This window comes from Ruegeria sp. N7 (assembly GCF_056531345.1).
Genome location: NZ_JBQFLR010000003.1, coordinates 102,281 through 116,901, shown reverse-complemented (window position 1 = coordinate 116,901; position 14,621 = coordinate 102,281). Strand labels below are relative to the sequence as shown.

16 protein-coding genes are annotated in these 14,621 nt (G+C 58.0%); 11 read left to right on the top strand and 5 right to left on the bottom strand.

Annotated features, from left to right (window positions below):
- The first annotated feature begins 61 nt into the window (after positions 1-61).
- Positions 62-784, top strand: coding sequence for a zinc-ribbon domain-containing protein (locus ACR0ES_RS06555; protein WP_480486637.1), 723 nt, complete (start codon positions 62-64; stop codon positions 782-784).
- Between the two features lie 3 nt (positions 785-787).
- Here the strand turns inward: ACR0ES_RS06555 and ACR0ES_RS06550 are convergent, their stop codons facing one another.
- From ACR0ES_RS06550 to argH, 4 genes are all read right to left on the bottom strand, one after another.
- Complete coding sequence (locus ACR0ES_RS06550; RefSeq protein WP_480483367.1) at positions 788-3,271, bottom strand: TIGR02302 family protein; 2,484 nt, start codon at positions 3,269-3,271, stop codon at positions 788-790.
- A 96-nt stretch (positions 3,272-3,367) separates the two neighbouring features.
- A complete protein-coding gene (gene lysA, locus ACR0ES_RS06545) occupies positions 3,368-4,633 on the bottom strand; it encodes a diaminopimelate decarboxylase (RefSeq protein WP_480869931.1) in 1,266 nt (421 codons plus the stop codon).
- A 304-nt stretch (positions 4,634-4,937) separates the two neighbouring features.
- A complete protein-coding gene (locus ACR0ES_RS06540) occupies positions 4,938-5,138 on the bottom strand; it encodes an argininosuccinate lyase (protein ID WP_480486634.1) in 201 nt (66 codons plus the stop codon).
- Positions 5,135-6,523 (bottom strand): argininosuccinate lyase, encoded by a 1,389-nt coding sequence (gene argH, locus ACR0ES_RS06535; protein ID WP_480558789.1) that lies wholly within the window; start codon positions 6,521-6,523, stop codon positions 5,135-5,137. The genes ACR0ES_RS06540 and argH overlap by 4 nt, the downstream gene beginning before the upstream one ends.
- Positions 6,524-6,544: 21 nt before the next feature.
- Here argH and ACR0ES_RS06530 point away from each other — a divergent pair, with 21 nt between their 5' ends.
- The 10 genes from ACR0ES_RS06530 to yddG all read left to right on the top strand — a co-directional run bounded on the left by ACR0ES_RS06530 (position 6,545) and on the right by yddG (position 14,381).
- On the top strand, positions 6,545-7,111 hold the full coding sequence (locus ACR0ES_RS06530; RefSeq protein WP_480558787.1) for a TlpA disulfide reductase family protein: 567 nt from the start codon (positions 6,545-6,547) through the stop codon (positions 7,109-7,111).
- 73 nt (positions 7,112-7,184) lie between these two features.
- Positions 7,185-7,310, top strand: a complete 126-nt coding sequence (locus tag ACR0ES_RS06525) for a hypothetical protein (protein WP_480558785.1) — start codon at positions 7,185-7,187, stop codon at positions 7,308-7,310.
- A gap of 114 nt (positions 7,311-7,424) precedes the next feature.
- On the top strand, positions 7,425-7,811 hold the full coding sequence (locus ACR0ES_RS06520; protein ID WP_480558783.1) for a hypothetical protein: 387 nt from the start codon (positions 7,425-7,427) through the stop codon (positions 7,809-7,811).
- The gene (locus ACR0ES_RS06515) at positions 7,808-8,779 is read left to right on the top strand and encodes a sterol desaturase family protein (RefSeq protein ID WP_480558781.1); all 972 of its coding nucleotides are present in this window, start codon (positions 7,808-7,810) and stop codon (positions 8,777-8,779) included. The genes ACR0ES_RS06520 and ACR0ES_RS06515 overlap by 4 nt, the downstream gene beginning before the upstream one ends.
- Before the next feature lie 90 nt (positions 8,780-8,869).
- Positions 8,870-9,058: a hypothetical protein gene (locus ACR0ES_RS06510; RefSeq protein ID WP_480585514.1), complete on the top strand. Its 189-nt coding sequence runs from the start codon at positions 8,870-8,872 to the stop codon at positions 9,056-9,058.
- 104 nt (positions 9,059-9,162) lie between these two features.
- Positions 9,163-9,996 carry an EAL domain-containing protein gene (locus ACR0ES_RS06505; protein ID WP_480773341.1) on the top strand — a complete coding sequence of 278 codons (834 nt, stop codon included), beginning with the start codon at positions 9,163-9,165 and terminating at the stop codon, positions 9,994-9,996.
- Between the two features lie 190 nt (positions 9,997-10,186).
- Positions 10,187-11,362 carry an acetyl-CoA C-acetyltransferase gene (locus ACR0ES_RS06500; protein WP_209598663.1) on the top strand — a complete coding sequence of 392 codons (1,176 nt, stop codon included), beginning with the start codon at positions 10,187-10,189 and terminating at the stop codon, positions 11,360-11,362.
- A 187-nt stretch (positions 11,363-11,549) separates the two neighbouring features.
- Positions 11,550-12,272 (top strand): acetoacetyl-CoA reductase, encoded by a 723-nt coding sequence (phbB, locus tag ACR0ES_RS06495; protein WP_480773342.1) that lies wholly within the window; start codon positions 11,550-11,552, stop codon positions 12,270-12,272.
- A gap of 298 nt (positions 12,273-12,570) precedes the next feature.
- The gene (locus ACR0ES_RS06490) at positions 12,571-13,518 is read left to right on the top strand and encodes a transcriptional regulator GcvA (protein WP_480869929.1); all 948 of its coding nucleotides are present in this window, start codon (positions 12,571-12,573) and stop codon (positions 13,516-13,518) included.
- Positions 13,515-14,381, top strand: coding sequence for an aromatic amino acid exporter YddG (gene yddG, locus ACR0ES_RS06485; RefSeq protein WP_209598665.1), 867 nt, complete (start codon positions 13,515-13,517; stop codon positions 14,379-14,381). Before ACR0ES_RS06490 ends, yddG begins: the two co-directional genes overlap by 4 nt.
- Here the strand turns inward: yddG and ACR0ES_RS06480 are convergent.
- Positions 14,378-14,542 carry a YdcH family protein gene (locus tag ACR0ES_RS06480; protein ID WP_083445267.1) on the bottom strand — a complete coding sequence of 55 codons (165 nt, stop codon included), beginning with the start codon at positions 14,540-14,542 and terminating at the stop codon, positions 14,378-14,380. The genes yddG and ACR0ES_RS06480 overlap by 4 nt on opposite strands.
- Positions 14,543-14,621: the final 79 nt, after the last annotated feature.

Below are 14,621 nucleotides of genomic sequence, written 5' to 3'. Positions count from 1 at the left end.
TTAACGGAATATCATCCCTGAAAAAACTATTATCGGCCCTTCATCCGGCCGAGGAGGCAGTATGCGTCTTACATGTCCGAATTGCACTGCGCAGTACGAAGTTCCTGACGAGGTCATCCCCGAGGAAGGCCGCGATGTGCAGTGTTCGAACTGCGATCAGACCTGGTTTCAGGCCAAGCATCCATCCGAGCCGACGGATGAACCGAACGCGCCCGAGGACAAGCCTGTTGAGGCAGATACATCGGACACCGAGGTCGAGGCCCAGAAGGACGCCGAGCCCGCAGATAAATCAGCGCCAGAGGTTGAAAAACCTGCTGCATCTACAGGAAATGTTGCCCCATCAGTCGCCAGTATCCTGAAAGAAGAAGCCGCACGAGAAGCGGAGTTACGTGCGCAGGAAGGCGGTGGTCTGGAAAGCCAGCCCGATCTGGGCCTGGAAGCACCGCCAGAACCTAAGGTCAGGCCCAAACGCCCTGCAACTTCGGAAACCGCCGTAGATGCCGGGCAAAAGGATGCACTGCCGGATGTCGATGCCATCAACTCGAGCATGCGGTCGGACCCGGCAGAAGATGAGGCGCAGGCGCCTCGCAAGTCCGGTGGGTTCTTGCGCGGTTTTGCGCTGATGCTGATCATCGGCGTGGTTCTGTACCTGATCTACGGGAATGCCCGCCAGATCAGCGAGGCTGTACCGCAGGCCGATCCGTTGCTCAGCTCATATGTGTCGCTGGTGGATCAGGCGCGCATCTGGCTCGAAACTCAGGCAGGATCCGGTGCGCAGAACTAAGGGCTAGAACCGCTCCAGCAACCGCTTGAGGTATTCCAGCTCGATCTGGGGACGATCTGTTTCACCGGTCCGACGGCGGATTTCATCCAGCAACTCGCGCGCCCGGCGATAAACGTCTTCGCCCTGCAACAGGTTCTCGTCGGTTGAAATCGAACCCGCAGCGCCTGGGTTTCGGCCCAGAGGATCGCGGTTGTTGGCCTGCATGTCGCCGTCCTGCGTTCCCTGCCCTGGTTGGTTCTGCTGTTCCTGCGCCATGGCTTCACCCAGCGACCGCATCCCTTCGCGCAACGCTTCCATCGCTTCGGATTGACGGTCGATAGCTTCGGCGAGATCATCGCCACGCAGGGCCTGCTCGGCCTCGTCCATGGCGCGCCCGGCCCGATCCAGCGCCTCGCGCGCGGCGTCACCTTCGGGTGTGCCAACACCGGGGAGACCTTGTTGCTGACGACCCAACTCGTCTCTCAACGCTTGCTGTCGGTCGGCGAGCGAGCCTTGCCCCTGCTCACCGTCTCCAGCCTGATCCGAACCTTCACCTTGTCCGCCCTGACCTTCGTGGCTTTGCCCCCGACCTTGCCCGCCGTTGCGACCTTCGTTCCCTTGGCTTTCACCTGATTGCGCGCCGGGGTTGAATTGTTCCTGCAAATCACGAAAGGCCTGATCGCTAAGACCCTGCTGTTCGCGCAGGGTTTCGGCAAGACCTTCCATGGCCTGCTGGCCTTCGGATTGCTGCCCTTGGCCCTGACCCTGAGTTACACGCATGTTCTCCATCATCTGCTGGAATTCTTCCAGCGCCTGCTGGGCTTCGGCCATGCGACCTTGTTCCATCAGTTCCTGAATACGGTCCATCATGCGCTGCAGGTCATCCTGCGTCATTTGCAAAGATTCACTATTCTGGCCGGGCTGACGTTCGCCGTCTTCTCCATCTTGCTGTGCCAGACGTTGTAGTTGCTGAAGGTAATCCTGCGTCGCCTCGCGCAATTCCTGCATCAACTCCGCTATTTCTTCATCGCTGGCCCCGTTCTTCATCGCCTCGGTCAGACGTTCCTGCGCGCGGCGCATCCGTTCCAATGCATCCGCCAGCGTCCCGTCCTCGATCACCACGGCAAGGTCCCACAGGGCTTGTGCAATCTCTTCCTGTTGTTTGGGTTTCAACCCGTATCGATGAAAAGTTTCCAATCGCCTCAGAACAACCCGCAGACGCAGATAGGCTGTGTCAGAACGAAACAGATCCTCAGGGCGGTGCGACACAGCCCTCAGCAATTGCGAGACACGAGGCGCATTGGATCGCGACCAAAGCAGATCGCGCCTTTGCTCAATCACGGCTGCCGCCAGCGGATCAAAGAAGCGCCGTGCTGGCAAAGCCGTCTCATAGGAATCCGAAGACGTTTGCTGCTCCGCTGCATCCGTTGCCATCAAGGTAATCCTGACCGGCAAATGCGCCCACGGATGCTGCGAGAAGTCCTCGATCAGGTCTTCGGTGAAATCTGCCCGATCACCGGTGATCGGCATGGGTAATTCAATTTCGATCACCTCGCGCGGCTCTGGCTCGGCCGCCAGTCCGTACCGACGGTCAATCGCCGCCAAATCCAGCTCGATCCGGGCCAAGCCCGAAACCACTCCGTAATCGTCGCTGGCGGAAAATGGCAGCTTCATCTGCCCGCCCGCTTCAGACTCGGCGGTACCGGAAACTGCAATCTGCGGAGCCGCGTCGTCAATGACCTGCACCGACCAGTCCCGCCCCACCGGACCATCAATGCGCAACTGACCCGAGCGTTCGGCGACAAACTCCTGTTCCGGGTCTGTTGCCGCCTCGGTTCCGCTGGCAGAACTGCTTTCGGTCAGACTATGTGCACCGACCTCACCGTAAAGTCGCAAGGTGATGCGACTGCCCTTGGGAACAGAAAGCGCCGCCCCCGTCTGATCAGCAAGATATAAGGTCGGCAAACCTGTGTATCTGGGGGGTTCCACCCATCCTTCCCAAGTTGGGCCCTGTCCAGCGACGGCTGTACCCGGCGCCATGTCCGCCACTGAACCCACGCGCCACAACGAACCAAAGATCAGCGCCACGACAAATGCCAGCAGAGCGGCATAGCGCAGCGCATACGGATCACGCGACGCAAGCCGAAGATCTGGTTTCACAGCCTCAGCAGTGGCCGCACGCTGTGCCATGCGGGCTTTGTGCGCCTGCCACAAGGCAACCGAGTCCCCATCGTTGGTACCGATTGCCTGATCATCCAGCAAAGCCTGAATAGGTCGACCGGGCAGAGCCTCATCCAGCCGCGCCAGCGCATCAGCGCGGGACGGCAGTTTGAATTTCGTGACACCGCGGACGGATGCTACACCAAAAGAGATCAACGAGAGCGCACCAGCACCCCAGACGATTTCAACGGGCAGATGATCCTGCAGCCCCAGCATCAGAGCGGCGAGCAAAGCCAGAACAATCGAGAACGCAGGCCAGAACGCGCGCAGCACCTGTTCAGCCACCATGCCAAGATGGGTTAGCCACAGGGACAGGCGCGGAATGGGCAGGTTCGTACTGTTGGTCAAGACGGGCCTCCGGGACGGGCCCGCGCGGTTATCGCGTCAAAGCCACGATGGTATGGTATCGCGGTTTATGATTTCGTCAAAGCTTGGCCGTTCACGAATGACTGCAAATTGATCACCATTCACCAGAACTTCAGGGATCAACGGACGGGTATTGTATTCGCTGGACATCACCGCACCGTATGCACCCGCGCTGCGAAATGCGACCAGATCACCCGATTTCAACGGTGGCATATTGCGCTGCTTGGCAAAGGTATCCCCGGATTCGCAGACCGGGCCTACGATGTCATAGGCTTGCTGTTCCACGCCAGCCGCCGGTTCCTGCACCGCTATGATATCGTGGTACGCTTCGTACATTGCAGGCCGGATCAGGTCATTCATCGCCCCATCAAGGATCAAAAAGTCGCGACCTTCGCCTGATTTCACATAGATGACCTTGCTGACCATTATCCCGGCATTGCCCGCGATCAGGCGGCCCGGCTCAATCTCGATCTCACAGCCCAGATGGCCCAGTGTTTTCTTGACCAGCGCACCATATTCAATCGGCAAGGGCGGTGCGTCGTTCGACCGGGTGTATGGAATGCCCAAACCACCGCCCAGGTCGAGGCGCCTAATGTTGTGACCTTCAGAGCGGAGGCGCTCGGTCAGCTCGGCCACCTTTGTGTAGGCCAACTCATACGGTTCAAGTTCGGTCAGTTGCGAGCCGATGTGAACGTCGATGCCGATCACCTCCAGCCCCGGCAGGTCGGCGGCGTGAGCATAAACTTCCGAGGCGCGGGCAATCGGAATGCCAAACTTGTTCTCGGACTTGCCCGTGGCAATCTTGGCATGCGTCCTGGCATCAACATCCGGGTTCACCCTGACGGTAATCGGCGCGATCACGCCAAGCTCAAGCGCAATGGCGTTGATCACTTCCATTTCGGGCTCGGATTCGACATTGAACTGGCGAAGGCCGCCGCTCAGCGCCATGCGTATCTCGTCCGCTGTTTTCCCCACACCTGAGAACACGATCTTGTCACCGGGAACACCAGCCGCCTTCGCCCGCAGATATTCTCCGCCCGAGACCACGTCCATCCCCGCACCTGCTTGGGCCAATGTCTTAAGGATCGCCTGATTGCTGGCCGCCTTCATCGCGTAGCAGACCAGATGATCGGTGCCGTCCAACGCGTCATCGAACAGCTTGAAATGCCGCAGCAATGTAGCCGTGGAATAGACGTAGAACGGTGTTCCAACCGCGGCTGCGATTTCGGAGACGGGGACATCCTCGGCGTAAAGCGCGCCGTCGCGGTACAAAAAGTGATCCATGCTTGCGCGCTTAGACCATAAAAGGACTTCGGATCAATGGATTCTGTATCCTTGGTCCCGGTTTAGTTTTGCGTTGAAACACCAACTCGGCCATAGCCCGAGATAGAAATGCCGGTGCCCGATTGTTTTGGTTCGGCCGCAGGTTCCGGGCGTCGCGCTGACGAAGGCTCGCAAGCCGCCAAAACAACAAGTGCACAAACCAATCCCAGAACTCTCATTTCAATACCATTTCTTTGTGTGACAGGTAATCGATACGTGGACCCAACATGAGGTGCCGGGACCATGGGCGCAACATTCAAAAGGATCAGAATCCAAGATAAATGCCCAGCGGTCCGCGGCTTAGGCCGACACCCCCGCCAACATACGCGCCGCTTGATCCAACCCCAATGGTGGCACTGACCGTGGGTTGAGGGGCAGTTGGTTGATCAGGCTCGCCATCAGCCCCGCACCCGGCCAGCACCAGACCGGAAACCGCAATCAGGATCGCACGTAGCGCGGTTGTCATACCATTGCCTTCCATCGTTCGATCTGGGCCCGCACCTGATCGGGGGCGGTACCACCGTAGGACTGCCGCGAGTTTACCGAATTGTCGACGCCAAGGACAGAGTAGACATCATCCGAGATATCACCATGGACCGATTGCATATCATCCAGCGTCAGGTCGGGCAGATCACAATCCTTGCCTTCGGCCATGGCCACCAGTGATCCGGTGACGTGATGCGCATCCCGGAACGGCAGGCCCAGCACCCGCACCAGCCAGTCGGCCAGATCCGTAGCGGTCGAGAAACCCGAGCCGGCGGCGGCGGCAAGGCTGTCGCGGTTGGCGGTCATGTCCTTGACCATCCCTTCCATCGCAGCCAGTGCCAGCATCCAGTTGTCGGCGGCATCAAAGACCTGTTCCTTGTCCTCCTGCATGTCCTTTGAATAGGTCAGCGGCAGGCCCTTCATCACCATCATCAGCGCGGTATTGGCCCCATAGATACGCCCAACCTTGGCGCGGATCAGTTCGGCTGCATCCGGGTTCTTTTTCTGCGGCATGATCGACGAGCCGGTCGAAAACCGGTCGGACAGGGACACGAAACGGAACTGGGCCGACGACCAAATCACCAGCTCCTCGGCAAAGCGCGACAGGTGCACAGCGCAGATCGAGGCGGTCGACAGGAACTCCAGCGCGAAATCGCGGTCGCTGACGGCATCCAGCGAGTTGGCGGCGGGGCGATCAAAGCCCAACGCCTGCGCCGTCATATGGCGATCAATGGGGAAAGATGTACCCGCCAGTGCGGCGGCCCCCAACGGGGATTCGTTCATTCGGGCACGGGCGTCGCGGACTCGGCTCAGGTCGCGGCCGAACATCTCGACATAGGCCATCATGTGGTGGCCCCATGTTACGGGTTGCGCAGTTTGCAGGTGGGTGAAGCCGGGCATGACCCAATCGGCGCCTGCTTCGGCCTGTGCCAAAAGCGCGCGAATCAGAGCCAGCAGACCAGTTTCAGCCGCGTCTAGCTGATCCCGGACCCACAGTTTGAAATCCGTCGCCACCTGATCATTGCGCGAACGCCCTGTGTGCAAACGGCCAGCAGGCTCGCCGATGATCTCTTTCAGCCGCGCCTCGACATTCATGTGTATGTCTTCCAACGCAGTTGAAAACTGAAACGTGCCGCTCTGGATTTCTGACAAAACGGTGAGCAGCCCTTCCCGAATGGCTTCAGCATCACTATCACTTATGACGCCTGTAGCAGCCAACATGGCCGCATGGGCGCGCGAGCCTTCGATGTCCTGGGCTGCCATCCGCTGATCGAACCCGATCGAGGCGTTGATCGCCTCCATGATCGCGTCTGGACCGGCGGCAAAGCGGCCGCCCCACATCTGGTTCGAGGATTGATCGGTCATGTAAGAAAACCCGGAGTTGATATGCGCCTATTTCGTTTGATCCCCCTTTATATGGCCCTTGCGCTAGGTGCAAATGCCGCTTTGGCAACCGATGCCGCGACACTGGGCCCCTTACGGGAAGGCAGTCTGAAGCGCCTTATCCTGCATGAAGAACCCAAACCGGCAAAAGTGATCGAGTTTCAGCTGGAAGATGACGGGGGTGTCGGCACGCTGGCCGATTATGAGGGCAAGTATGTTCTGCTGAACTTCTGGGCCACCTGGTGCGCCCCCTGCCGCAAAGAAATGCCTCAGATCGCCGAGTTGCAGGACGAGTTCGGGGGGGACAAGTTTCAGGTTCTGACCCTTGCCACAGGCCGCAACTCACCAGCAGGGATCAAGAAGTTCTTCGAAGAAAATGGCATATCCAACCTGCCGCGTCACCAGGACCTCAGCTCGGCTGCCGCGCGCGAATTCGGTATCATCGCATTGCCCATCACGGTCATTCTGAATCCCGAAGGTCAGGAAATCGCGCGGTTGATCGGCGACGCCGAATGGAATTCGGACAGCGCGAAGGCGATCGTGTCGACGCTTGTTGGCGCAGAAAGCTGAGGAAATAGCCTTATAGTCAGCGAGTTCAGTGAATCGCGATATCCTTCGGGCATTCAACCCGGAGGATATTTTTATGAAATCAATTGAAGGAATTGCCGCGATGGCGGGTGATTTCTGGATAGCCGCTGATGCTGCTACCGCCAAAGATGTACGCAAGAAGGGAAAGGGAGATCCAGTAACCTACGCGATCTCCGACTAGTATTCCTGCTTCTCGAATGGCTGCGATCAGAGCCTTGATTTTGCAACACAGCTGACGTCACGCCACCTTTGACAGTTTCCATCCTCCTTTGCACTCTGCGCTCAGGAGGATGGAATGCCGCTGGAAATTCTATTGGTGTTGGTCGTTGGAGGCATAGCCGGGATTACGGTATTGTTGCATCTGACAGGCAAGTCGCGGTTGCACGTGCTGACGCCAGACACGGCGCCACGCCAGTGGCTGCGGCATTTCCCTGAAGACACGGTGATCGACGTGACAATCGCCCATGACGGTCACGCGGCGCTGGTAAGAACCCAGAACGGGGCTGGGTTGATCTGGTCCTTCGGCGCCGACACAGTAGCGCGGCATCTCCAGGACTTCGACTGGTTTGAGACCGCCAATGGCATCGAAGTTCGGTTTCACGACTTCAGCACCCCGCGCGCGACTCTTCACCTTGACCAGACCGAACGCCAGCACTGGCAACACTTGATGAGGCCCGCATGACAGACCAGGTAAGCTTTCCCGATGCGGTGCAATGGGCCGTCCCGTTTTTCATCGCTGCTATTCTGGCAGAATTCCTGTGGATCGCAGTCAAAGGCAAAGGCGGGCGGTATGAAACGCGCGATGCTGTAACCTCGCTGATCATGGGGGCCGGGAACATCGCGTCGGGCTTTTTGCTGGGCTTTATTGCCTATGCGTTTTTCATGTGGCTGTGGCAGATCACTCCTTTGGACCTGGGCACGTCAATTCCCATTATCATTCTGTGCTTTGTCCTGGATGATCTTCGCTATTACTGGGTACACCGTTTTGGGCATCGCATTCGCTGGGTCTGGGCCAGCCATGTCAACCACCACAGTTCACAGCACTACAATCTGACCACAGCTCTGCGGCAGACTTGGACCTATACCTTTACGTTCATGATGGTCGTTCGCGCGCCGCTGATCCTGCTGGGTTTCCATCCGGCCATGGTTCTGTTCGTCGGTGGATTGAACCTGATCTATCAGTTCTGGATTCACACCGAGGCCATCGGCAAGATGCCCCGATGGTTCGAAGCGGTCATGAATACCCCCAGCCATCATCGCGCGCATCACGGCCGGAACGCACGGTATCTGGATTGCAATTACGCCGGAGTTTTCATCATCTGGGACAAGATGTTCGGGACATTTGTGCCTGAACAGGAAAACGATCGGGTCGATTACGGGCTGGTTCACAATATCGGCACCTTCAACCCTTTGCGCGTTGCGTTTCACGAATGGGTCGGCATCTGGCACGACGCCACGCAGCCCGGCCTGACACTACGGCAACGTCTGGCCTATTGTTTCGCGCCTCCGGGGTACAGCCACGACGGCAGCCGCGACAACTCGGAACAGATAAAAGCCAAGCACCTGGCTCGCCATCCCGAGGACCGGGGAACGCCCGGTTTTGAGCAGGTCGACAAGATCCTGCCCAAAGGACAGGCAGAACAGGCCTGATACAGCCGTCAGGCCCCGCTAGACTTGAACTCCGGTCTTTGCACGCCATATCAGTGATTGAATGTGGCGCATAGATGAGCGAGGGGCGGCATGAAACGTTTGGCAACCATTTCAACCTTCGTGGGGTTGTTTGGCCTGTTGCTGGCCATGCTTGCCGCGCTCGGCAGCTTTGTTGGCACTCTGATCGCATTGGGTTTTGTCCTGATGATTCTGGGTGCGACAGGAGCCCTTCTCGGAGCCGCGGCGTCGCTGGCCCGTGCCGGGCACTCCGCGCGCTGAAAACCGCAATAAGCAACTTCATCTGACGCTTTAACCGCAGATTCATCTGTTTGCCCCGAAACTGTGTCAAAACACCTGTTCCGGACACACGGGAATCTGCGCCTATGGGAAACAAAAAGCTCACCAATCTTCCCGAAGGGTTGGACACCCCTTTGAATGCAGCAGTGTCAACACGGGATCGTTCGGTGGTTCAGATGGCAACCGATGCTGTGAAGCACAAGCAATGTCGGTTGGCCTTTCAGCCGGTTGTTCAGGCGCACCCGCCGCATGACATCGCGTTTTACGAAGGCTTCATTCGTGTATTGGATGAAACAGGGCGCGTTATCCCCGCGCGCGAGTTCATGCCACAGGTTGAAAACACTCCGATCGGACGTGATCTCGACTGCGTTGCGTTGGAACTTGGTCTGCGCACGTTGGTGAACAACCCCCAGATCCGCCTGTCGATCAACATGTCCGCCCGCTCGATCGGTTATTCCAACTGGTCCGGTATACTGGACCGGTTTCTGAAACGGGATCCGCAACTGGGCGAACGGCTGATCCTAGAAATCTCCGAAAGTTCTGCTATGCAGGTGCCGGAATTGGTGGTCGACTTCATGGACCGCCTACAGGATCGCGGCATCGCCTTTGCGCTGGACGACTTTGGTGCCAGCAACTTCAGTTTCCGCCACTTTCGCGAGTTTCTGTTCGACGCCGCCAAGATCGACGGTCAGTTTATCAGGGGCATCAGCAACAGCCCCGACAACCAGGCTTTGGTGCGGGCCCTGATTGCCGTAGCGCGTGAGTTTGAAATTCTGGTCACTGCCGAATCGGTCGAAACTCAGAAGGATGCGGCATTTTTGCTTGAATTTGGCGTGGATTGCATGCAGGGCTTTTTGTTTGGCGCGCCCAGTGTTTCGCCCCAGTGGAAACAGGAAAAAATTTCAAAAACAGCAAGTTGACCCGTGGGTGATCGACATTTTTCCGCCATTTCCCAAGCTGAGACAAGCTGCCCGTTGCTGCAAGTGCAGCATTACGCTATTGCAGAAGTACTTGAGCGGGGGATAACGGGGCGCTCTTGTTTCGAGAGGGAAACTCTCGGCCTGCGCCGTCAGACATTCCGCCAGACAATGACGGTAAAGGACTGATCATATGACCAACGTAGTAATCGCATCCGCCGCACGAACAGGTGTCGGCAGCTTTAGTGGTTCGTTTGCGAACACCCCCGCACATGATCTGGGCGCGGCCGTCCTGGAAGCAGTTGTTGAGCGCGCCGGGATTGAAAAAGGCGAAGTCAGCGAAACCATCTTGGGTCAGGTGCTGACTGCGGCTCAGGGGCAGAACCCGGCTCGGCAGGCGCATATCAACGCTGGTTTGCCGCAAGAAAGTGCCGCCTGGGGCATCAACCAGGTTTGCGGCTCAGGCCTGCGTGCGGTCGCATTGGGCGCTCAGCACATCCAACTCGGCGATGCCGACATCGTCGCCGCTGGTGGCCAAGAGAACATGACCCTGTCGCCCCACGCAGCTGCCCTGCGCGCCGGTCACAAGATGGGCGATATGAAGTATATCGACACCATGATCCGCGATGGTCTGTGGGATGCCTTCAACGGTTATCACATGGGTCAGACGGCGGAAAATGTTGCCGAGAAATGGCAGATCAGCCGCGACATGCAGGATGAATTCGCTGTTGCTTCGCAGAACAAGGCCGAGGCGGCGCAAAAAGCTGGCAAATTTGTCGACGAAATCGTGCCCTTCACCATCAAGACCCGCAAGGGTGACATCGTGATGGACAAGGACGAATACATCCGCCACGGCGCTACAATGGAAGCCATGGCAAAGCTGCGCCCCGCCTTTACCAAGGACGGATCGGTCACTGCTGCAAACGCTTCGGGCCTGAACGACGGCGCGGCCGCAACCCTGCTGATGTCAGCTCAAAACGCAGAGAAGCGCGGAATCGAACCTTTGGCGCGCATCGCGTCCTACGCAACTGCCGGGCTGGACCCGTCGATCATGGGCGTTGGCCCGATCTACGCTTCGCGCAAGGCATTGGAAAAAGCGGGTTGGTCCGTCGACGATCTGGACCTGGTTGAAGCCAACGAAGCCTTTGCCGCGCAGGCCTGCGCAGTGAACAAAGACATGGGCTGGGATCCGTCGATTGTGAACGTGAACGGCGGCGCAATTGCCATCGGCCACCCAATCGGCGCATCAGGTTGCCGCGTTCTGAACACGCTGCTGTTCGAAATGAAGCGCCGCGACGCAAAGAAAGGTCTGGCCACCTTGTGCATCGGCGGCGGCATGGGTGTCGCCCTGTGTGTGGAGCGCGACTAAGTGCGCCAATAACCAAATAGAAAAGGGCGTCCATGGGACGCCCTTTTTTGTTACACTGGGGTCGTACCCCTTAGATGCGACGATATTGCCATCCGAAATAAACACCTTAATGACGAAACAATATTGCGCACAAACATCTCTCAAAGTAACAGCATTACCAAGGCGACTAAAATTGGAGGAGTCCTAAATGGCACGTACAGCACTCGTTACCGGCGGTTCCCGCGGCATTGGCGCAGCAATTTCCAAGGCGCTCAAAGCCGAAGGATACAACGTTGCGGCCACCTATGCAGGGAATGACGAAGCCGCCGCGAAATTCACCGAAGAAACCGGCATCAAGACCTACAAGTGGAACGTCGCCGATTATGACGAATCCAAAGCGGGCATCGAAAAGGTCGAGGCCGAGGTTGGCCCCATCGATGTCGTTGTCGCCAACGCAGGCATCACCCGTGATGCACCTTTCCACAAAATGACACCCGATCAGTGGAAAGACGTGATCGACACCAACCTGACCGGCGTATTCAACACTGTGCACCCTGTCTGGCCCGGCATGCGCGAGCGCAAATTTGGCCGTGTCATCGTCATCAGCTCGATCAACGGCCAGAAAGGTCAGTTCGCTCAGGTGAACTATGCTGCGACCAAGGCGGGCGATCTGGGCATCGTTAAATCTCTGGCGCAGGAAGGCGCGCGGGCAGGCATCACGGCCAACGCGATCTGCCCCGGTTATATTGCAACCGAGATGGTGATGGCGGTGCCCGAAAAGGTACGCGAATCGATTATTGGCCAGATCCCCGCCGGTCGTCTGGGCGAACCAGAAGAGATTGCACGCTGCGTGACCTTCCTGGCCTCGGACGAATCTCAGTTCATCAACGGCTCGACCATCTCGGCCAACGGCGCCCAGTTCTTCGTCTGATCTGCAATCAGAATTGTGAAAACGGGCCGGTCCATTAGGGCCGGCCCATCCTTATCCCGTAAGATCGCGCGCGCTGCGATCAGCGGGAACCCAATACCCAATTCCACATCTGCCGGACCACCTTGCCACGCTCTTCATGAGCGCGCAGGATCGCCACTTGGGCGGCGGGATTTGTTGTCATCTCGATCATGGCAGCCGCCTTTCAATTCAGTTTTGCTTGACCTGATGTGAATATGAAGGTCACCTAAAGCCGTGACAAACGAAGTTTCCTGAACCTTCAGTTAAGAATTTCTTGGCTATGAGTGATTATCTGCCCCCACTTACCGCGCTTCGGGCTTTTGATGCCGCGGCCCGGCACATGTCCTTCGCGAAAGCGGCGGAAGAGCTGCACGTGACGCCAGCGGCCCTGTCCTTTCAGATCAAATCGCTTGAGGAGCATCTGGGCCGCCCTCTGTTCCGCCGTCTGAACCGCGCTGTGGAACTGACCGATGCGGGCCGCGCCCTGGCCCCCGGCGCGGCAGAAGGCTTTGCCACCTTGCAAGCCGCGTGGCGTGCCGTACGCAGGCAGGAGGATGACACCGGACTGACCGTCACCGCAGGTCCGGCGCTGACCGCAAAGTGGCTGGCGCCTCGCCTTTACGAGTTTGCCCGTGCGCATCCGGAAATCGATCTGAAATTCTCGGCCACGTTGCGCAACATGGATCTGGAGCGGGACGATGTGGACGTCGCCATCCGGTTCGGGAACTCGGCCGATGACGGGCTGTATTCCGTTCCTGTCAGAAAGGAATGGCTGACCCCGGTCATGACCCCGGAGCTGGCAGAACAATTCACCACGCCAGACAGCCTGCGCAACGCACCGTTGATCCATGACGATTCGATCAACTTTCTGACCCCACCCTGCGACTGGCCTGCCTGGTTCCGCGCAATGGGTATCGATTTCACCCCCACTCATGGGGCGCATTTTTCCAACGCAGATCACGCGATTGACGCCGCTGTCGCCGGTGTTGGTGTCGCCCTTGGACGGCGCGCCATGATCCTCAAGGACTTGACCGAGGGTCGGCTGGTTGCCCCCTTCAAGGTCGCGCTGGAAACACAGGGCCGGTTCCGGTTCCTGTGCCTTCCGGGGGCCGAGAAACGTCCTCAGATCGCAGCCTTTCGGGATTGGTTCCTGACCGAGATTGAAAAGACCGCGCATATTTCGGATGAGTTCGACATTATTCCGATCGAAGAGGTTTCCGGATCATGACCAAAACGCGCGCAACAGCCATCGGCTTTGGGGCCGTACTATTATGGGCTTTGCTGGCACTTTTGACCGTCGGCTCTGCACCCACACCACCTTTGCTGTTGAACACGATTTGCTTTTCGATTGGTGGGGCGCTTGGGTTGATCTGGACAGCAGCAACCGGTGGGTTTAGCGGGTTGAAACAAGTCCCCTGGACGACCTACCTGTTCGGTTCATTGGGTCTGTTCGGGTACCACGCATTGTATTTTTCGGCCCTGCGTATGGCCCCTGCGGCCGAGGCCGGACTTATTGCCTATCTCTGGCCCCTTCTTATCGTTCTGTTTTCCGGCCTGCTGCCGGGCGAACGGCTTCGCGCTGGTCATCTGGTTGGGGCATGCCTTGGCTTTGCTGGGGCTGCTTTGATCATCACCGGAGGCGGAAGCGCCGGTTTTCAGGCGCAACATCTACCCGGGTATGCATTGGCCTTGCTTTGCGCCCTGACATGGTCAGGCTATTCGGTTCTGTCGCGCAAATTGGGGGGTACACCGACCAGTTCGGTTGCGGTCTTTTGTCTGATGGCTGCGTTGGCTTCGGGTCTGCTGCATCTGGCTATAGAAGACGCCGTGCTGCCTAACACGACACTGGGGTGGGTTTCTGTACTGGCGCTTGGCCTCGGGCCCGTTGGACTGGCCTTTTATATCTGGGATATCGGGGTAAAGCAGGGCGATATTCAAATGCTCGGAACCTCATCTTACGCGGCCCCGTTATTGTCGACACTTGCTTTGGTGATGGCCGGGATCGCTGCCCCATCCTGGGGGCTGGCGATCGCGGCCTTTCTGATTACCGGTGGGGCCTTGATCGCGGCCCGATCCAGTTTGAAATCTTAAGCAGACAGTCGCTCGATCTCTTCCTTCAGCTTGAGCTTCTGTTTCTTCAGCTGGGCGATGTGGAGATCATCGATGCCTGGCGAGCGTTGGGCTTGTTCTACTTCTAGACCGAGAGATTCGTGCTTTTTCTTCAGTTCTGTCAGATGTGCGCTCACGCTCATTGCGATCCTCCTTTTATACGTGTCTGAATGTCACGTAAGAAGTTGATCACATCGTTTCCACCCTGTCACGCTGCAGACG